Annotated in this window: 17 protein-coding genes and 2 pseudogenes; 13 read left to right on the top strand and 6 right to left on the bottom strand. The window is 55.4% G+C overall.

The genetic code is table 11. From position 1 onward, the window contains the following. The first annotated feature begins 63 nt into the window (after nucleotides 1-63). Both KRR23_RS03720 and argE read left to right on the top strand, forming a co-directional pair. Nucleotides 64-741 (top strand): DUF1028 domain-containing protein, encoded by a 678-nt coding sequence (locus KRR23_RS03720; protein WP_216741400.1) that lies wholly within the window; start codon nucleotides 64-66, stop codon nucleotides 739-741. Further along, entirely contained in the window at nucleotides 738-1,886 is a 1,149-nt protein-coding gene (gene argE / locus KRR23_RS03715) for an acetylornithine deacetylase (protein WP_216741399.1), read from the top strand. The genes KRR23_RS03720 and argE overlap by 4 nt, the downstream gene beginning before the upstream one ends. Before the next feature lie 22 nt (nucleotides 1,887-1,908). Here the strand turns inward: argE and KRR23_RS03710 are convergent, their stop codons facing one another. From KRR23_RS03710 to KRR23_RS03700, 3 genes are all read right to left on the bottom strand, one after another. Next, on the bottom strand, nucleotides 1,909-2,820 hold the full coding sequence (locus tag KRR23_RS03710) for a LysR family transcriptional regulator (RefSeq protein WP_216741398.1): 912 nt from the start codon (nucleotides 2,818-2,820) through the stop codon (nucleotides 1,909-1,911). Nucleotides 2,821-3,384: 564 nt separating this feature from the next. Next, on the bottom strand, nucleotides 3,385-4,281 hold the full coding sequence (locus tag KRR23_RS03705; RefSeq protein WP_216741397.1) for an EamA family transporter: 897 nt from the start codon (nucleotides 4,279-4,281) through the stop codon (nucleotides 3,385-3,387). Further along, entirely contained in the window at nucleotides 4,278-5,561 is a 1,284-nt protein-coding gene (locus KRR23_RS03700) for an MFS transporter (RefSeq protein ID WP_216741396.1), read from the bottom strand. The genes KRR23_RS03705 and KRR23_RS03700 overlap by 4 nt, the downstream gene beginning before the upstream one ends. Before the next feature lie 137 nt (nucleotides 5,562-5,698). Between KRR23_RS03700 and KRR23_RS03695 the strand changes: the two genes are divergently transcribed. The 3 genes from KRR23_RS03695 (at nucleotide 5,699) to KRR23_RS03685 (ending at nucleotide 8,532) form a co-directional block, all read left to right on the top strand. Beyond that, nucleotides 5,699-6,157: a helix-turn-helix domain-containing protein gene (locus KRR23_RS03695; RefSeq protein WP_216741395.1), complete on the top strand. Its 459-nt coding sequence runs from the start codon at nucleotides 5,699-5,701 to the stop codon at nucleotides 6,155-6,157. Between the two features lie 182 nt (nucleotides 6,158-6,339). Continuing rightward, on the top strand, nucleotides 6,340-8,046 hold the full coding sequence (locus KRR23_RS03690; protein ID WP_216741394.1) for an amidase: 1,707 nt from the start codon (nucleotides 6,340-6,342) through the stop codon (nucleotides 8,044-8,046). A 93-nt stretch (nucleotides 8,047-8,139) separates the two neighbouring features. Further along, nucleotides 8,140-8,532: a VOC family protein gene (locus KRR23_RS03685; protein WP_216741393.1), complete on the top strand. Its 393-nt coding sequence runs from the start codon at nucleotides 8,140-8,142 to the stop codon at nucleotides 8,530-8,532. A gap of 34 nt (nucleotides 8,533-8,566) precedes the next feature. Here the strand turns inward: KRR23_RS03685 and KRR23_RS03680 are convergent, their stop codons facing one another. After that, nucleotides 8,567-8,989 carry an HD domain-containing protein gene (locus KRR23_RS03680; protein ID WP_216741392.1) on the bottom strand — a complete coding sequence of 141 codons (423 nt, stop codon included), beginning with the start codon at nucleotides 8,987-8,989 and terminating at the stop codon, nucleotides 8,567-8,569. 597 nt (nucleotides 8,990-9,586) lie between these two features. Here KRR23_RS03680 and KRR23_RS03675 point away from each other — a divergent pair. From KRR23_RS03675 to KRR23_RS03650, 6 genes and pseudogenes are all read left to right on the top strand, one after another. Continuing rightward, nucleotides 9,587-9,880, top strand: coding sequence for a fructose-bisphosphate aldolase (locus tag KRR23_RS03675; RefSeq protein ID WP_216741391.1), 294 nt, complete (start codon nucleotides 9,587-9,589; stop codon nucleotides 9,878-9,880). Between the two features lie 214 nt (nucleotides 9,881-10,094). Beyond that, nucleotides 10,095-10,523 carry a hypothetical protein gene (locus tag KRR23_RS03670; protein WP_253911916.1) on the top strand — a complete coding sequence of 143 codons (429 nt, stop codon included), beginning with the start codon at nucleotides 10,095-10,097 and terminating at the stop codon, nucleotides 10,521-10,523. Between the two features lie 197 nt (nucleotides 10,524-10,720). Next, nucleotides 10,721-12,121 (top strand): hypothetical protein, encoded by a 1,401-nt coding sequence (locus KRR23_RS03665; RefSeq protein WP_216741390.1) that lies wholly within the window; start codon nucleotides 10,721-10,723, stop codon nucleotides 12,119-12,121. 94 nt (nucleotides 12,122-12,215) lie between these two features. Next, nucleotides 12,216-15,044 carry an ATP-binding protein gene (locus KRR23_RS03660; RefSeq protein WP_216741389.1) on the top strand — a complete coding sequence of 943 codons (2,829 nt, stop codon included), beginning with the start codon at nucleotides 12,216-12,218 and terminating at the stop codon, nucleotides 15,042-15,044. Between the two features lie 75 nt (nucleotides 15,045-15,119). Further along, nucleotides 15,120-15,203 (top strand): annotated as a pseudogene (locus tag KRR23_RS03655) (XRE family transcriptional regulator); the annotation flags it as partial. A 203-nt stretch (nucleotides 15,204-15,406) separates the two neighbouring features. Beyond that, on the top strand, nucleotides 15,407-16,315 hold the full coding sequence (locus tag KRR23_RS03650) for an alpha/beta fold hydrolase (protein WP_216741388.1): 909 nt from the start codon (nucleotides 15,407-15,409) through the stop codon (nucleotides 16,313-16,315). Between the two features lie 165 nt (nucleotides 16,316-16,480). Here KRR23_RS03650 and KRR23_RS03645 read toward each other — a convergent pair whose 3' ends face one another. Continuing rightward, nucleotides 16,481-17,062 (bottom strand): TetR/AcrR family transcriptional regulator, encoded by a 582-nt coding sequence (locus KRR23_RS03645; protein ID WP_216741387.1) that lies wholly within the window; start codon nucleotides 17,060-17,062, stop codon nucleotides 16,481-16,483. A gap of 134 nt (nucleotides 17,063-17,196) precedes the next feature. On the opposite strand from KRR23_RS03645, the gene KRR23_RS03640 reads away from it, so the two are divergent. Continuing rightward, nucleotides 17,197-18,405 carry an MFS transporter gene (locus KRR23_RS03640; RefSeq protein ID WP_216741386.1) on the top strand — a complete coding sequence of 403 codons (1,209 nt, stop codon included), beginning with the start codon at nucleotides 17,197-17,199 and terminating at the stop codon, nucleotides 18,403-18,405. Between the two features lie 185 nt (nucleotides 18,406-18,590). Beyond that, nucleotides 18,591-18,764, top strand: a pseudogene (locus KRR23_RS03635) (transposase domain-containing protein); the annotation flags it as partial. Nucleotides 18,765-18,849: 85 nt separating this feature from the next. Here KRR23_RS03635 and KRR23_RS03630 read toward each other — a convergent pair. After that, a complete protein-coding gene (locus tag KRR23_RS03630; RefSeq protein ID WP_216741385.1) occupies nucleotides 18,850-19,317 on the bottom strand; it encodes a hypothetical protein in 468 nt (155 codons plus the stop codon). Nucleotides 19,318-19,604: the final 287 nt, after the last annotated feature.

Below are 19,604 nucleotides of genomic sequence, written 5' to 3'. Positions count from 1 at the left end.
GGCTTGCTCGCGATGAGGCCCGCACAGACGACACTTTCGCCAAGGCTAACCAAGGAGCAAACCATGACCTTTTCCATCGCCGCCCGTTGCCCCGAAACCGGTCAGTTGGGCATTGCGATCAGTTCCTCGAGCATCGCTGTCGGCGCACGCTGCCCCTGGCTGCTACCGGGCGTTGGCGCCGTCTCAACGCAAAACATCACCTTGCCGTCACTCGGCCCGGAAGTCCTCGCCCTCATGGAACAAGGCCTTGCGCCCTCTGCTGCATTCGACAAGGTGTTGACCCGCAACGGCTACAGCCAATACCGGCAGATCACCGCGATTGACCACCTCGGCCAGACCGCACACTTCAGCGGTGCGCAAACCCTGGGCACCCACAATGCCGTATCGGGTGAGCAATGCGTGGCTGCCGGCAACATGCTCGCGGACCGTGGGGTGATCGAGGCCATGGTCAAGGCCTTCGAGCACGGCGAAGGTCAACTGGCCGACCGCTTGCTGGCAGCACTGAAAGCGGCCGTGGCGGCGGGAGGCGAAGCCGGGCCCGTGCATTCGGCGGCCCTCGTTGTGGTCGGCGAGCTGACCTGGCCGATTATCAACCTGCGGGTTGATTGGGCCGACCACGACCCGATCGGTCAACTGGAAACATTGTGGGATGCCTATCGGCCACAAGTTCAGGATTACATCGACCGCGCCCTGGCCCCCGACAAATCGCCTGGCTACGGCGTGGCGGGAGACGATCGATGAGCAACAGTGTCGATTTGCTCAAGCAACTGGTGGCGTTCGACACCACGAGCCGCGAATCAAACCTGCACCTCATCGACTTTGTCCGGGACTACCTCGAACGCTTCGACGTGCCTTGCGAACGGGTCTACAACGAGCAGCGCAGCAAGGCCAATCTGTTCGCGACCATCGGCCCGGCGGATCGGCCGGGCATCGTGCTCTCGGGGCACACCGATGTGGTGCCCGTCGACGGCCAGCCATGGACCGTTGCGCCGTTCCAGCTCAGCGAGCGCGACGGCAAGCTGTACGGTCGCGGCACCGCCGACATGAAAGGCTACATCGCCTGTGTTCTCGCCCTGGTCCCGTCTCTGGTGAAAGCCCCACTACGGCTGCCGGTGCATATCGCGCTGTCCTACGATGAAGAAGTCGGCTGCCTTGGGGTCCGCTCGCTGCTCAAAGCCCTCGAACAGCGCCCGGTCAAACCGATGCTGTGCATCATTGGCGAGCCGACCGAACTCAAACCAGTGCTGGGTCACAAAGGCAAACTGGCGATGCGCTGTGACATTCACGGTGAAGCGTGCCACTCGGCGTACGCCCCGCTCGGAGTCAACGCGATTGAATACGCCGCCGAACTGATCGGTGAACTGGGGCGGATCGGCCACCGGCTCAAAGCGCCAGAGCATCACGATACCCGTTTCGACCCGCCGTTCAGCACGGTACAAACCGGCATGATTTCCGGCGGCAAAGCCTTGAACATCGTCCCGGCAGATTGCCGCTTCGACTTTGAAATCCGCGCCCTGCCCTCACAAGACCCAAGCGTGGTGGCGCAGGAATTGAAGACTTACGCCGAGCAACAGGTATTGCCCCGAATGCGCGCGGTAAGCGATCAAAGCGACATCCGCTTCAGTGAGTTGTCGGCGTATCCCGGTTTGGCCACCGATGCGCACAGCGAAGCGGCTGAAATGATCGCCGCATTTTCCGGCTCGCGGGAGTTCGGCACGGTAGCGTTCGGCACCGAGGGTGGGCTGTTTGACGCGGCGGAGATTGCGACGGTGGTCTGTGGTCCTGGCTGCATGGAGCAGGGTCACAAACCGGACGAGTTTGTCAGCCTCGATCAATTGAAAGGCTGCGACGCCATGCTGCAACGGATGCTGTCATCGATCTGCTGAGTCGCGAGGATTGGCCCGACGCTCAGCTATAAAGTCGGGCCAGTTCTTCCTGGCAATAATCCACGAACAGTTGCACCGGCTTGGTCAGTTGCGTGCGACGCAACCACGCCGCCGATAAGCCCGAGCCGGTGACCGTTTCAGCCAGCGGCACACACACGACTTTTTGCCCGTCATAGGTGTAATCCGAAAACGGCTTGGTCACCAGAATCGAAAAGCCAAAACCGCGCCCCACCATCCCGCGCACCATCTCGATCGACGGCGAGCTGAAGACAATGTGTGGCCGCAATCCGAGCTCTTCAAAAATGCTCACGAAGTAGGTCCGGCTCGGCACCACGTCGAGCAAAATCATTGGTTCCAGCACCAGCTCATGCAGCGAGACTTTCGCCTGTTGCGCAAAGCGGTGATCCGCCGGCAGCAAGGCATAGGGCTGCTGTGGCGGCATCAGTGCAACCGTCTCAATCGTGCTGTCCAGATCGTGTTCGAAGAGCATCGCCAGATCAACGCTGCCGGCGGTCAGTGCCTGCACCAACTCCTGCTGCTCGCCATCCCGGATGCGGATCTCCACACCCGGCCAGCGTTCTTTGAAACCGGCGATCAACCGTGGCAAGTACAGCGGCGCCACGGTTTCAAAACACCCAATATCGATCTGCCCCGCCACCATGTCATTGTCCGCCAGCGCGTTCTGCTCGAACTCGTGAGCCACCCGCAGCAGCTCAAGCGCTTTGCGGTAAAAGCGCGAGCCGCTCGGCGTCAGTGAAACACCCTGGGCGTGATGCCGGATAAACAGCTGAACACCAAAACTGTCTTCCAGGTGCTTGATGGCGGTCGACACCGACGGTTGGGCGATATAGAGCTTGCGAGAGGCTTCAGCCACGCTGCCGCAATCGGCGGTGGTGACGAAATACCTGAGCTGGCGCAGGTTGTAAGCGGCCATGCGGACCTCCAGAAAATAGCAATGCGTAGCGCTATTGTGGCGAGGGAGCTTGCTCCCGCTGGGCTGCGTAGCGGCCCCAAAGCTTCGGCAATAACTGCTGATTTGCGAGTGCTGCGCCCTGGTGCGCCAGCCCGGTCGGGCGGGAGCAAGCTCCCTCGCCACAACAGCGTTCGACCTGGTGATTTTTTGGATGCACGATCACGCTTGAACATACCGGAGGCGGAAAAACCGCGGGCATCTATTTTTTAAGGTTTGAAGCAACAAACTTAATAATTTATCTATCCCGATGCATTGCACATGATCACTCCAACAAGAAAAGCGTCGCTCGCGCCGCGCTCACTGAAGTACGTCCACGTACTCACTTTGCCTTGGAGTCCGTCATGGTCACTGGGTATGCAACTGTTGCACCTGAACCTGGTGTGGGGCATCGTCTTTTCCAGTACGGCTACATGCTCCCAGCGCCGGACTCGCCGTTCCCTGCCCGGTGTGCACTTCAACTTCGTTTGACCAGGTCGAGTTCGTCGACGAAGACGTAGTCGTCGAGGCTTTCGGGAAGCAGTTACATCACGATGGGCATCGGTCAGAACGCTTGAGCACCGCACTGAGGATGCGCTGTCCGTATAAGCCGACGCCAAGACCCGACACGATGAGAACGACTGCAACGATTTTGTTGATTGACAGGCTCTCATTGAAAATTGTGACTGAACCAAGCAGTCCGAATACCGGCACCAATAACGACAATGGAGCGACTGTAGACACGGGATATCGTTTCAGAAGTGAATTCCACACCCAGTAGCCGAATAGTGTATTGGGGTAGACCTGGAACAGGATCGACAGGACGGCGCGGTAGTCGAGTTGATTCACCAATGCGCTGTAACCCGTTGAGCCGTTGACAGCGTAATCCAGCGCGAAAAGAGGGATGGGCGAAAACGCGCTGGACCACACCAGGAAAGCGAAGACCTGGGTGGTCTTCGCTTTTTTGTTGATCACGTTGGCGACACTCCAGGCGACCGCTCCCAGCAACACCAAAAGCAGCCCGGCCGTCGTGACTGTCCCATCAACAATCGAGATGATGCTCAACAAGCCACAGGAGGCGATACCTATACCCGCCAGTTGGTAGCGGGAAATCGCTTCCTTGAATATCCATGAGCCCAGCAGGAGGGTGAAAAACGCGCTGAACTGAAGCACCAGCGAAGCGATGCCTGCTGAAAGACCAGACTGGATGCCAAGGTTGACGACGCCCCAAAGTCCGATACCGAAGACCAGACCGTAACCCATGATGTAGCGCCACTGCACATCAGGTTTCGGAATGAAAAAGATCGCTGGAAGTGCGCAAAGCATGAAGCGAATGCCAGCAAGGATCAGCGGGTCAACGGTGGTAAGGCCCAGTTTGATAACCGAGAAATTCACGCCCCATATGGCAGTAATCGAAATGGCGAGTAGCAGGTGCCTGGCTTTCATGCTGATCGTCCTTGATTTGTCATTGAAGAATTAAACGTGAGAATCCACAGCAGCAAGGCAGCAGCGCTGATCAAGGCGCCCAGCATGCTTACCGCCATCCAGCCCCAGAGCGCATAAACCTGGGTCGCGGCTACGGCTCCCAGCGCGCTACCGACCGAGTAGAAGCACATGTATGCGCCGACCATGCGACTGTGGGCGTCGGGTCGCGCAGCAAAAATGAGGCTCTGGTTGGTGACGTGTACAGCTTGCACCGCGAAGTCGAGCAGGACTACGCCGCAGACCAGCGCGATCAGGGACGTCTCGGCAAACGTGATGGGTAACCAGGACAGCGTCAGGAGCCCCAGCGAAATGCCGGTCACTCGTTGCCCCAGGCCTTGATCGGCCCAGCGGCCGGCTCTACTGGCAGCAAGGGCACCGGCGACGCCGGCCAAGCCAAACAGTCCGATGGCAGTGTGTGAAAGCGACAGCGGCGGAGCGCTCAACGGCAGCACCATGGATGTCCACAGCACGGAAAAAGCGGCAAAGATCAGTAAGGCCAGAAGGCCCCTGGTGCGTAAAGTGCGTTCGGTCATGAACAGTTTGAAGAGTGAACTGATGAGCGCCAGGTAGGAGTCTTGGTGCCTTGGCGGCGCCGTGACAGGAACCACTTTCCACAGCACCGCCGCGAGGGTCAGCATCAATCCTGAAGACACGAAGTAAACGGCGCGCCAGCCGGCGATGTCCGCAATCAGGCCAGAGGTAAACCGCGCCAGAAGAATGCCCAGGACAATTCCACTGGTTACCGTCCCCACTGCCTGCCCGCGTTGTGATGGCGTTGCCAACACGGCGGCGTATGCCACCAGTACTTGAACAACCACTGCCAGTAAGCCCATCACGATCATGGCGCCCAACAGGGCCAACCATTGCTGTGCTGCGCCGACCGCCGCGAGTGCAACCGCAGACAGCAGGACCTGAGTCAGAATCAGCCGCTTACGGTTGACCCTATCGCCCAGTGGGACGATGAACAGTAACCCCAACGCGTAACCCACCTGAGTGGCCGTCACCACGCCCCCGATCAATCCTGAGGTGACGCCCAGGCTCTCAGCCATTGAGGCGAGCAAAGGTTGGGCGAAGTAAACGTTGGCGACTGCAAGTGCGCAGGTGACGGAAAACAATAACGTAAGCGACGGGGAAAGCCCTGGAGAGCGGTCGGTCCTGCTGCTTTCTCCGGTTTCCGAATGCAGTAATCCCGAAGACTGTCTGGAGAACCGTTTGGTGGCTGAGTCGGCATCTGCTGTCATGTACACCTCCATGGCGTTAAACTGGTTTCAATTCAGAACTAGATTCCATTGTTGCTGTATCAGGTTTTAAATTGCAACCACATTGCGCCAGGCTGGTGGACAGACTTGGCCACTCCACATTCCGCAAGGTCAAAAAAATGCTCGAAGATGCCTCGCCACACAGCAGCGAATGCCCGGTCGCAAGAACACTGGAGGCTATTGGGGATCGTTGGTCGCTCATGATCATCCGCGACGCGTTTGACGACATTCGCCGATTCAGCGAATTTCAAAAGAGCTTGGGCGTGGCCAAGAATATTCTCGCATCGCGGCTGAAGACGCTGGTTGAGGTCGGGGTTTTCGACGTTCGACCGGCGTCAGATGGCAGCGCCTACAAGGAGTACGTCCTTACGGAAAAAGGACGGGAGATCTTTCCAGTTGTGATCAGCATGAGGCAGTGGGGCGAACGTTTCCTGTTCAAGCCGCAGGAGACGCGTTCTGTGCTGATCGACAACGAGTCCGGCGAGCCTCTGATGCCGATTGATGTTCGCTCATCAAATGGTCAAAAACTTGGACCGTCTGACTGCCACAGAGTGAGACGTGTTGGCGGCGAGTCGTGAATCGACCGCAGACTAGCCTTCGCCCCGGAATCTCCTGATTGACTGGCATTACACGGTGTTGTGGGTTTTTTCTGCTCTTTTTTGCCGGGCGTTTAATAGAATGCTCAGATTGAACGCCAAGACACCAGCGCGTACTACAGTGCCACGAGAAACCCAATGAACACCCATTTTGAGAGAGCAGCATGATCGAGGTCACCGAGGTTCCCATTGCCCAACTGCGGGCGGCGCTCGAATCGGGCCAGACCACGGCGGTTGAACTGGTGCAGGCCTATCTCGCCCGAATCGATGCCTACGACGGCCCTGACACGCCCACCGCCCTTAACGCGGTGGTGGTGCGCAACCCCGAGGCGCTGAACGAGGCGCAGGCGTCCGATGCCCGTCGGGCCAAAGGCGAGATGCTGGGGCCGCTCGATGGCATTCCCTACACGGCCAAGGACAGTTATCTGGTGAAGGGGCTGACCGCCGCTTCTGGAAGCCCGGCCTTCGCCAACCTGATTGCCTATCGCGATGCGTTCACCATCGAACGGCTGCGCGCGGCCGGCGCCATCTGCCTGGGCAAGACCAACATGCCGCCCATGGCCAACGGCGGCATGCAGCGTGGGGTCTACGGCCGGGCAGAAAGCCCGTACAACGCTGACTACCTCACCGCCCCTTTCGCCTCCGGCTCATCAAACGGCGCCGGTACCGCCACCGCCGCCAGCTTCGCGGCCTTCGGCCTCGCGGAAGAAACCTGGTCGAGCGGACGCGGCCCCGCCTCGAACAATGGCCTGTGCGCCTACACACCGTCACGCGGGGTGATCTCGGTGCGCGGCAACTGGCCGTTGACGCCGACGATGGACGTTGTGGTGCCGTTTGCCAGAACCATGGCCGACCTGCTCGAAGTGCTCGACGTGGTAGTGGCCGAAGACCCCGACACACGCGGCGACCTGTGGCGGATGCAACCCTGGGTGCCGATCCCGAGCGTCGCCTCGGTGCGTCCCGCCTCCTATATGGAGCTTGCCGCCAATCCCGATGCACTCACCGGAAAACGCTTCGGCATTCCGCGGATGTACATCAACGCCGATCCCGAAGCCGGCACCTCTGAAGCACCAGGAATCGGTGGCCCGACCGGGCAGCGAATCAACACCCGCGCCTCGGTGATCGGGCTCTGGGAACAGGCTCGCCAGGCACTCGAAGCCGCTGGCGCCGAAGTGATCGACGTCGACTTCCCGCTGGTCTCCAATTGCGAAGGTGATCGTCCCGGCGCGCCGACCGTGTTCAATCGCGGCATCGTCTCCAAAGAGTTCCTCCACCATGAGCTGTGGGACCTGACCGCGTGGGCGTTCGATGACTTCCTGCAAGCCAACGGCGACCCGACATTGAATCGCCTGGTTGACGTCAACGGACCGCTGATCTTCCCCCACGACCCCGGCACCCTGCCCAACCGCGAAGGCGACCTCGCCGCCGGCATGGACGAATACGTGCGGATGGCCGAGCGCGGCATCACACAGTGGGACCAGATCGCCACCGTACCCGACGGCCTGCGGGGGCTTGAACAGACCCGTAAAATCGACCTCGAAGACTGGATGGACAAACTCGGCCTCGATGCCATGCTATTCCCAACCGTCGCCGACGTCGGCCCGGCGAATGCCGATGTCGACCCACAATCGGCAGACATCGCCTGGAGCAACGGCATCTGGGTCGCCAACGGCAACCTCGCCATCCGCCACCTCGGCGTGCCCACGGTCACCGTGCCGATGGGTGTGATGCCGGACATCGGCATGCCGGTCGGGCTGACCTTTGCCGGTCGTGCGTATGACGATTCGACGTTGCTGCGCTTGGCTTCGGCGTTTGAGGCGACGGGGACGAAGCGGATGATTCCGCCAAGGACTCCAGCGTTGCGCAAGTAAATGGCTCTGTAGTGGAATGACAGGCGGATGCGATGTTGCGTCCGCCTTCTGCTAGATTTGCCACCCCAATGTCACAACAAGGAATGTTTGCACATGAAATTCGGCTACATGATCATCTACGTCCCGGACGTTGCAGCCTCACTCCAGTTCTTCTCATCCGCCTTCGGGATTGCCACTCGCTTCCTCCACGAATCCGCCACCTACGGCGAACTCGAAACCGGCGAAACCACCCTGGCATTCGCTGCCGACGAACTCGCGGCGATGAACTTCAGCACCGGCCACATCTCGGCCCACACCTCCCCCAAACCACTGGGCATCGAAGTGGGCCTGGTGACCGACGACGTCCCCGCCGCCCATGCCAAAGCGCTACACGCCGGCGCCACTGAAATAGCCGCCCCCCTCATCAAACCCTGGGGGCAAACCGTCTCCTACGTTCGCTGCCCGGACGGGACATTGGTGGAGCTTTGCACGCCAGTGCAGGCGTGAGCGATAGCTGAGGCCTAAATACCGAGTTGGCTCGCTACGAACGCAGTCTGCCAATCGCCCGCCGATACTTTTCAATTCGCTCCAGATCTTCCCAGGACGGCTGTGCGATTCGGGACAGGTCACTGTTCTCTTCAAGGTCAGCCAGCTTGACCACACGGCCTATCGGGTTCTGCGCCGCTCGTTCGACGAACAGCTCGTAGGACTCTCCCGGCAGCTTGGTGACAGACTCAATGGCCGCCAGCACCGTTTCACTGAAGCCTTCTTTACGCAGATCATCAAGGCTGATGCCAGAGTCCTCGACCACGTCATGCAGAACCGCCACGATCCGTTCTTCCAGGGTGCTGACCCTCAGCATCACTTTCAGCGGGTGCAGGATGTACGGCGAACCGCCCTTGTCGACCTGCCCTTCGTGAGCGGCAGCAGCAATGGCGATGGCACGTTCCAGTGTTTGAGTCATCTCGGTTTTCCTTGGCTACAAAGCCGTAGCGGTTGCTCACGTAGATGCCGAGCTTGAGCCAACCCGCGACGGACTTCCACTCCCCCACGCTCGGCGCTGCCGAAGGCTCGGGCCGCGTTCGGACGATCTTTTGATTTTCAGCTCCGAAACTCTTGTAGGAATCCACCCACCGTGGCGAGGGAGCTTGCTCCCGCTGGGTTGCGAAGCAGCCCCAAATCCTGCAACCAATTTCCTCAGACACTCCGCAACGCCTTGTTTACGGCGACGATGCTGCCGAACGGGGCTTAACCGCCTCGCCGCAGTGGCCGCGCAGCGTCCTACACCCTGGTTGCAGCCACCAAAGACGCCACCTAAAGTTGGTCTGTCGCTGACATTCGTTGGCGATAGGGTTTCGCAGCCCTTAAGATTGACACCTTGTTCCGTCAGGCTCGGCCGGTTCCCGGCTGCGTATCGTTTTATGGCGGTTGTGCGTGGGAGACCTTCGGGTCTGCCGGGTCTTGGTGTTAATCCTCCGGTCTGCGAACCCGCGTACAGCTGCCACCCAATTTGTTTCGCAGCAGACAAGGTGGCAATTCTTCTTTTTTGAGGATTAACACCATGACGACTCAACACCCGCCCCACCGCTTCACCCCCATGTCCCAATTCGCCACCGACTGCCCAGTCCTGCACATCGACAGCGACGTCCCACTACGCGACCTCCACAACTGCGTCAGCGAACGCCTCAACGCCGTCCTCAAATACCTCAACCTGATGGCCTGCACCAGCCTCCCCGACTACGCCGAGAACGACATCAACACCGTCACCAACATTGCTCGGATCATGGTCCAGGATGTTGCGGATGTGTTTGGGGTGATTGAGCAGCGTGGGTTTGATACGCCCAAGGGGCAGTGACCCGCATTTAGTCGCAAAAAAACCGCATTGCTGCGGTTTTTTAATGCCAGTCCTGAAATTGAAAAAACAGGCCGTCGTTTCAATCCAACGACGCAGCCCATGTAAACGCACGTCTACGATCAGGCGCATTAGCCATTGGTCGACTTTGGTCTCAACCTCTTCCACTGACATTAACTTACTGGCACTCTGCTACCCATGGGCAGGCTGTTGAGTCATGAGCAATCACTTCATCCCACCTCAACGTCTGCAACAGTGGATCAAAGCAGGAAAGGATACCTCAATGAAAAAGTGGCTTCCGACACTCATTTTCTTCAACTCGGTCGTGTGCTCAGCCGCGACAATCCTCAACCCAATGGATTTTGATGGTTCCGAGGCTCAGAAAAAGCAAGTGATTGAGTCCATCACCGCAACGGTGAAAAAGGATTACTGCGAGAAAATCGACATGTGCCAGGAAAGCACCCTGCGCATGATGGAAAAGCAAAATCTTGACGCCTTCAAAGAAGCGACCAAAGCGACAGATCGTAAGATCATGAACGCTGTGATCCATGATTACTGCGAAAAAATTGACATGTGCAACTACGGCACGATTTGGATGATGTACAAAGAAAATTTTAAGGCGAGAAATAAATCGCTTACCTGGTAAAAACTTTGAACCTCCCCCAAGACTGCATCCGGGCAGAAACCAAACTTGCGACAACATTTAAAATTAACTAACATTTCAGAAATGTAATACATAAGCGACGGATCTGTTTATTTAAAATACCAACCCTCCCCCTGACAAATCAGTTGATAGAGCTCTGGGAGACTTAGAAAATTAGAGAAGCCAACGTAGGAGCCAAGATGATGAAAGCCCCATCTTATGCTGCAGATCTTCTGCTGATAAAAATCCCAGAAAGAATTGCGGAAAATATCATCAAAGATAGCAAGGGAGGGCTCATTTTCGACTTTTCCAATGCGCGCTGCGTTAGCTACTTCTTTCATGAGTGGCTTCACTATGTACACAATGTATCAACATTAAACGGGGTATACGCATTCGCCAGCATGATAAACATGTGGGCAAACTTTAGACATAAAATTGACGACAGCGGAGTCTCCACCCCAGAAAACGAATTAAGTACTCACACCATATCCATAGTAAAGAGGACTCACCTTTACAGAATGAATTCTCGCCGACTAAGGGAGAACCCAATTGAAATCCAGTGCAACAACATAAGTGCGGAACTACTAACCACCAGCAAAAAAACATTACAACTGGCCGAAACCCTTCCTGACCACCCAACAGAAGAGTTCACCATTATACACTGCGAAATTAAAGTTGAAGATAGACACACTCCGATCTCAGCAGAGATCGGAATTGTGGAAATAATAGAAGGAATCGCGTCCCTGCTTGAAGAAAGATTTCTTATTATGCATGGGGAGCTTCCTATTCCATCGAATATCGCTCCTTACCGACTAACATCTTTACTTTCACGCAGTCTTGTACCCGACATTAAAAATGACGAAATTATAGCATGTGCAATTTTCTCCTTGCAGTGTGAGGACCCACCCCTTGCCCTAATGCAGATATTAGAGCATATGAAAAACATCCCTTCCAACGAAAGACTTAACAGGCTCGAAAACCTGGCAGTAACTCGCTTAAAAGAATACGCCCAAGCCTTGGATGAAATATTCCTTCAAACAGAGAAAATTTTTCCGCTTTCTGAGCCAATGGGCAACTCCGTAAAAGATATGCTTGACATAATGAAGGAGAAAATTGAACTCAGAAAAAAAGCACCTTTCTTTGAGCTTCTTATGCTAGATCAAGTCAAGTTAGAGCCTGTAACAAACCGTGCCGATCGATTAAAAAATATTATTGCTGAATTTTCCTGTCCTCGCATTTTGTTGACTCATGCAGGAGAAGAAACCTTAAATCGAGATGACATTCTTAACTTTGGAAATCCGACACGGATTACGGATGAATTTCAGTTTGGTCAACAGAAACTACATTCTGCGTTGCATTTTTTATGGCTGCACCTCAGTGAGGATGGGTTTCTCAACACTGATGACACACCTGAATCTAGAACTCGCCGATGCTGTCCCTTTTTCACAGCATGCCCCCATCAAATTCGTAAAGACCATCCAGATATTTGTGAATCTAAACCGTGGGAAACTTTGAAAATCTCAATGGATCCACAACAGACATGCTGGTATCGGGCCGGGGTAAGAGCAACACGCCCACCTCAAGACACTCTACTGAACTAAATGGTTCAGATTGACAGTCTCGAGTTAAAAATCAGAACGCCTTTTTTTCATGCTTAACAACTTGCCAACTTGCGTCTTCGCAGAGAACCATCCAATGTACTTGCCGCCAAGAATAAAAGAACTCATAAATCGTGACCATGCTCTGAATGCCGTAGTGCTTAAAGCACTTACCATTGTTGAACCGTGGACACTAGACAACAGGACCGTTTTTTTTCACGAATACACCGATCACAGCCTAAAACACTTAACAGAGGTTTTGCTCACCGCTGAAGGGCTAATATCCGACGCGTCTTGGCCGCATTTAACGGCCGAAGATGGAGCAGTCATCATACTGTCCGTGCTCCTGCATGATTGCGCGCTCCACATCTCCGAGGACGGATTTTTTTCCCTAATAGGAGGTCATTATCAGCCAACACCATCCCGCTATATAAAGGGAGAGACATCATGGCCGACACTTTGGGATCAGTTCCTCACGGAGGCACGTCGATTCGACCAACGCAAGCTACTTGCACTATTCGGTAGCTCTGATCCAGTTCAAGAAGTGCCATCAAATAAGCTTGATTTGACGTACAAACATCGATTGCTCATTGGCGAATTTCTCCGACGACATCACGCGAGACTCGCGCACGAAATCGCGCTCTCTGGAATACCAGGACCTGGCTCACCAGTTATTCTCGCTGATGTGGAGTTCAAGGATCTGATGGATCTTTCAGGATACGTGGCAAGGAGCCACAACTCATCATTACGCTCTGCTGTAGATATTCTCGAACCAAACCAGCGACGTGTTCACCTCAACTGCAGAGGTCCTTTTGTAATGATGGTACTGCGCATAGCGGACTACCTTCAGATTCACTCCTCGCGGGCCCCTGGACAGTTGCTCCGACTTAAATCACTCGTCAGCCCAGTTTCACGCGGGGAGTGGCGAAAGCATATGTCTGTTCGGGAGATCCACCAAGCCCACGACGATCCAGAAGCTATATTCGTGGATTGCGAGCCAGAAAGCGCCGTAACTTTCTTAGGGATGCGGAACTTATTGCGTGACATTCAGACCGAACTAGATAGCAGCTGGGCAGTACTCGGAGAGATTTATGGACTGCTCCCCCAACTCAGTTCTCTTGGAATTACAATTAGACGCATCAGGTCAAATCTTGACGACCCAGATTCATTTTGGAAAAAGCGGCGCCCTCCTTATCTACCACGCGACTTTAGATTCAAGACTGCTAGCGCCGAACTAATGGACTTACTTGTCATGCCGCTCTATGGCGACAAACCAGAGATTGGCATTCGCGAGCTAATTCAAAATGCCGTAGATGCTTGCCGAGAGCGTGATGATTTGATAACAAAGGGAGTTGTAAGCTCAACATTAGAAACCAACGAAGATGTAATTGTCACTCTAAGCTATCCTGAAGGCGAGAACGCAAGACTAATCATTGAAGACTTCGGCGTCGGAATGACACCAGATGTAGTAGATAAATACCTTCTAAATATTGGCGCATCCTTCCGGCGCAGTGACATATGGCGAAAAAATCATGAGCTAAGTGGACACTCTACTGTTCATCGAACAGGACGTTTTGGAATAGGCTTACTCGCAGCCTTCCTACTAGGACCAGAGATAAGAGTAACAACTCGATCTATTTACAACGAGAAAGACGAAGCGATTACATTCTCGTGTTTACAGGGTTCAGAATCGATCGAAGTCACACCTTGTGAATTTCATGTAGGTACCCGAATCGAGATCCCAGTTACAGATGAGATCGTAACCAAGCTTACTAAAGATAACAATTTATGGGACTGGTATTGCCTTACTAGTCCAAGCGTAAAGCGAATAGTTGTTTCTGATGTACGCCGCGACCTCAGACAGATGTATGTAGTTCCCGAGTGCGAATCGAACCTAGACTCAACTAAATGGCGCCGTATCAACGCGGAAGGATATGACGACATTATTTGGAGCTATGAAGCACTTGAACGATGGGGCCAACCTGACAGCTTGATAATTTGTAATGGAATATGGTTATGTCGAAGCAGTTACAAACTATCACCGGACATTTCGAATGAACTAGGAGTTATCTGCGCACGACCGCCTAGTTTGGTTGTGTTTGATCCCGATGGGCGATTCCCAATTAACTTGCAGCGCGATGAGGTTGCAGCAGGTCGTACAGGATTCGAAAGACAACTTGCCCTCGACATTTCAGACTACCTTGTCACCCGCCTAATTCAAACCTTTGAGAATCTCAACCCCGGAATCACACCAGATAATGTGCTACTTTCCGTCAAGCCTCAAATTCTAGGCCTGGGGCCAAAAAATGAATACCGTAATAGTGTCGCCTCTGTAGTAATCTCAAAGAGCGGAATCATTCCAGCTGATGCTGACATTCTTAGAACTGCGAATATAAAAAGTATCGTCATCGACGCGGTAAACATGTCTGCCAAGCGTGGAGCGTTTACGTCGCCCACATTGATATCGTGGGCACAGTACTATGTCGCTGTGGATGGCATTACCCGGACTAAAATCAGTAGGACAAATTTCCTTCGCGATTCGATCGGAGGTACAGACTACCACGGTAAACCGGTTGGTTTTATGGTGCCGTTAGGAGTGATAGGACGAAGAATACTTATTCGCAAAATAGATGTTGCTGAGCTCGTCACGCCTGGAAACGTACCACGTAACCAATGGAACAAGTTAGCTTTAGAGAGTGATCTCGGCGCCTGGGCACTTTGGTCTTCTGGCGTTGTTCCCACACTAACGCTTGACTTAACTACGGTATGCGCAGACCTAGATAAGACAGAAGCATTCGGAATCACCATTCTCTACTTCGAAAGTGATTCGAGCGAGAAGGAGACAACTGAAACCAAACTTTCTGCATTTTCTGAAATATGGAGTCAACAGGTCCGCTCGCCGGTTCTGCAACAACGGCCTCGTTAACGGAAGAGCGAAAGAAGCAAAAAGGTGGGAGATCTAATTATTTAAATAAGTCTCTCACCTTTCTTGTTGGCGATTTTTATATTTGATCAACCGCCACGCGAACATCAGTACGTGTTTCGTACCAATGAACAGCCAAACTTCGGCCGCCATGGGCTGCGACCAGCAATCACAGCCAAACGGTCTAAGCTCATCCGAACGGGACCTTATCGCGCTTCAGAAGACTCGCCATTTTGGTCGTATCGGCTTGCTGCTGAATGAGGCATGTCGATTACGTGCATCACATTGCGCGGTCAACGCTCGCCGCCAAACGACACGCACATTGACTCGGGCCCCCTTCCACGCGCACGTCCGGAGACACCGTCATGATCCGAGCCCTGTTGACCGCTTTCATGCTGCTCGCTCTAAGCCTCCCAGCACATGCTCAGGTGACGCCATTTCCTGCCGCCTTTCGTATTCAGGACATCCCTGTAGAAGGCGTCACGCTGCATGTGCGCGTCGGCGGCAAGGGGCCGGCCGTGGTGCTGTTGCATGGCTTTGGCGATACCGGCGATATGTGGGCGCCACTGGCAGCCGATCTGGCCCGGGATCACACGGTCGTGGTGCCGGACCTTCGCGGTATGGGCTTGTCGTCGATCCCGGACAGCGGCTACGACAAGAAGACCCAGGCGGGCGACATCCGTGCAGTGTTGGCCGCGCTGGGTATCGAACACTCGGTGGTCATCGGCCACGACATCGGCACCATGGTCGCCTACGCCTACGCCGCGCGTTATCCGCAGCGTACCGATCGCCTGGTGGTGATGGATGCGCCCGTGCCGGGCATTCCGCCCTGGAACGAGATTGTCCGCTCACCGATGCTTTGGCACTTCGACTTTGGCGGGCCGGATGCTGAACGCCTGGTAGCCGGTCGTGAGCGCATCTACCTGGACCGGTTCTGGAACGAGTTCGCGGGCAACCCCACCAAGGTGGATGAAGCAACCCGTCAGCATTACGCCAAACTCTATGCCCGCCCCGGCGCCATGCACGCAGCCTTCGCCCAGTTCCGCAGCATTCGTCAGGATGAGGTGGATAACAAAGCCTCGATGGCGACGCGACTGACCATGCCGGTACTGGCCATTGGTGGTGAAAAGTCTTTTGGAAGTAATGAAGCGATCGTGATGCGCAACGCAGCGGACAAGGTCACGGAAGTGGTGGTGCCGGGGGCAGGACATTGGCTGATGGAAGAGGCGCCGACCCAGACTATTCGGGCTGTTCGCGACTTTATTGCGCAGTAACGGGTCGAGGTATCGGAGGTTTTTTTGGAGGCCCCTGCACTCAGGGCCTGCCCTGAAGTTATATAAGGGGCTAGATACTGCACGACAACAAACTGATAACGATGCTTGCCCTCCCCCGTAAGCAGATATTGCCGACACTGGACTCCGCCCCTTATGTTCCTGATTTCAGCTACGGACGCCCTTGAGCAGAAGCTCCAGTGCCCCGAGCGCCTGCGACAGCCTGTTCGAACCGGGCTCTGCCTCTGCGATCCAGAAGGCAGCTTCGCACAAGCCTCCATAGATCAGCATCGCCAGTGCTTCGGGATCGGCTTGCATGACAACCCCTTGGAGCATCAGTTGCTCAAGCATTTTCTGTAGAGAGGCAACACAATGACGGTGCGCCTCCGGCGGAGAGCTACCCAGAACAGCCCGGGCATCACGCAACACGATGCGTTGGATTTCAGGCTCCTGCGCCATTTCCAGGTAAGCACGGCAGCGGTTTCTGAAGGCCTCCCACACGTTTTCGGTGCTGTCCGAAATCGCTTGTAACCGCGCATCCATCTCAGCATCAATCTGTGCGACCACAGCGGTGAGCAAGCCTTTCTTGTCTCCAAAATGATGATAAAGCGCGCCCCTGGTCAGGTTAGCCAGTGCTGTCAAATCATCCATGGACGTCTCTGCATAGCCGCGTTCGCTGAAAATCTGGCGTGCCGTCTTGAGCAGTGTGGCGCGGGTTTCTTCCATGTCAGCGCGAGTACGTCGAGCCATGATTTCTCCTGGGTTGATAAGCCATTTACATTCACCTCGTATGATTATAGGATTTTAATCATACGCGATGAATGTATTTTTTCAGTTCAGCGACGCCCAAGCAAGCTGCGCTAATTCGATAAGGAGAATCGAGCATGGCCAATCCGTACCGAGTACTGTTCCAAGCCCCCGGCACCAAGGGTTTTTCCTTGGCCGGCCTCCTCGCCCGTTTACCGCTACCTATGACGGGTATCGGCATCATTACAATGCTGTCACAGCTGCGGGGCAGCTACGCGCTGGCCGGCGCGGTCTCAGCTACCTTTGTCCTGACGTACGCATTGATGTCGCCGCAAGTTTCGCGCTTGGTGGATCGATACGGTCAGCGCCGGGTACTGCCGGTGTCTACTGGCATCAGCGCTCTGGGCATTCTTCTGCTACTAGCTTGCACCTACTGGCATACACCCGACTGGACTCTGTTCGTGGCAGCCGCGCTGGCGGGTTTCATGCCGAGCATGTCAGCGATGGTCCGCGCCCGCTGGACGGCTATCTACAGGGGCAAGCCGCACCTGCAAACGGCTTATTCACTGGAAACAGTGCTAGACGAAGTTACCTTCATCGCAGGCCCTCCCATTTCCGTTGGCTTGAGCGTGGCCGTCTTCCCACAGGCTGGGCCGTTAGCGGCGGTAGCACTGCTGGTGATCGGCGCACTTGCTTTGGCTGCGCAAGTCGCTACCGCCCCCCCCGTGGAATCCGCTGAAGAAATAAGCACGCACACAGCCTCGGTCTTTCGCCTGTCGGATGTCCGGTTGTTAACATTGTTGATGGTCGCGATGGGCGTCATCGTCGGGACGGTCGATATCGTGAGCGTCGCGTTCGCCGAACAAATGGGCAGTCCTGCGGCGGCCAGTATCGTGCTGTCGTGTTACGCCATCGGTTCGTGCGCAGCCGGCCTGCTGTTTGGTGCGCTCAAACTGAAAACGCCGTTACACAAACTCTTGCTGATGGGTGGCCTGGCCACCGCAGCGACGACACTACCCTTGTTAATGGCTGGCAACATTGCCGGGCTCGCCGGCGCGGTCCTGGTAGCAGGCCTGTTCTTTGCGCCAACAATGATTGTGGCGATGTCACTGGTAGAGAGAATCGTGCCGGAAAGACAATTGACTGAAGGAATGACCTGGTTGCTGGCCGGCTTGAATGTTGGAGTAGCTCTGGGGGCTGCAGCGTCCGGCCAGTTGGTGGATATGGAAGGTGCACGCTATGGATTCAACGTAGCGTTAGCGGCAGGGGCAGCTGTGCTCCTCGTAGCCATTTGGGGATACCGACGTATGCGAGAACACGCGCTGGCGGCAGCGTACTCAGTGTAAGAGGTAGAGCTGGTGTTAAAGCATTGCTAGACGGCTAAAAGCTTAAGGTCAATAGCGCCAGCTGCTACCGACCAAAAGAGACCACTCAAACGCGTCTGCCATCCCTACCGCGACCTGACGGGAGACTGTCACGTACAGTTCTGTGAGCAGCCGAGGGGTGAAACTCCCTTCGGCTGACTCGACTTGCTGGATCGCTGCGCAGTGACAAACGGGCCGCAGCGATCATGAGCTTGATCCAGTCGGCGCGTATGAATGGGCATGATCCGTATGCTTACCTCAAGGACGTTTTGACTCGTCTGCCGACACAGCAGGCAAGTGAGATTGATCAACTGCTGCCGCATAAGTGGATGCCGGCCTAGTCATACAAGACGGATTGGCTGGACGCTTGCGGTCTAGGGAATGGCCTGAGGCGATGAACGAGCGACGGCGCCCACCTTATCGGCATCATCCTGGGCAGCTCAACTGTTCAGGGTAAAGCTCAATGGAAAAGAGTGTGCTGTTCCTGGCCAGGTAGTAATGCTCCTGGTGAAACTTGAACCTGCGCATCATCGCCAGCAACTGCGGTTCCTTGCAGGCCAGTTGCTCCAGATCACGGCGTATTCTCGCCTCCATGCTGACCTTGCCTTCCTCGGAGAGGCTGCTCGCTGCTAAGTCGGTCCTGTAGCGGTAGAAGATCGTGTCACCGTACGTCAAACCGACGTACTCAAGGGTGGTAATTGCATCCAGTTGCTTTGGCAGGGTCGCGTCCAACTGGGCGAGGCGCTCGACCAGCAGCGCCTGTTGGGCCACCTTCTCCTGCTCGGCCTTGAGCGCGAAATAGCGTCCAATCCCGGCAATCAGTACCACCGCAGCGATACCCAGATAGAAATTACGCGGGTTGCGCCGCTTCTTCGGCGCCAGCTTCATCAACATCTTGAATGACTCGTCCTGAGCATGAAAAAGCCCCTAGCGAAACTAGGAGCTACGGGTGAAAACGGCATAGCCTGACACAATACCCCCGGGGGAGCACTCGGCCAATCCGGGGTGGTTATCAGGGCGAGCACTGCGTGAGCTGTCTACCCAGGCCTGAACTGACTTCGACGCGCCGCGGCTCCGAATCGAGAAGCCGGGAAAAATCTCTAGCCAACCTTTAGTTGCCCAGTATGTTGCAGTTCAGCGCTCAGGGTAGTCACTGGCGCTCTAACCGTCCGGGCAACTCA

This window comes from Pseudomonas sp. CVAP#3 (genome assembly GCF_018986375.1).
Taxonomy (GTDB): domain Bacteria; phylum Pseudomonadota; class Gammaproteobacteria; order Pseudomonadales; family Pseudomonadaceae; genus Aquipseudomonas; species Aquipseudomonas helvetica.
The sequence above is the reverse complement of the archived record's forward strand: the minus strand, read 5'-3'. Positions and strand labels throughout refer to the sequence as shown.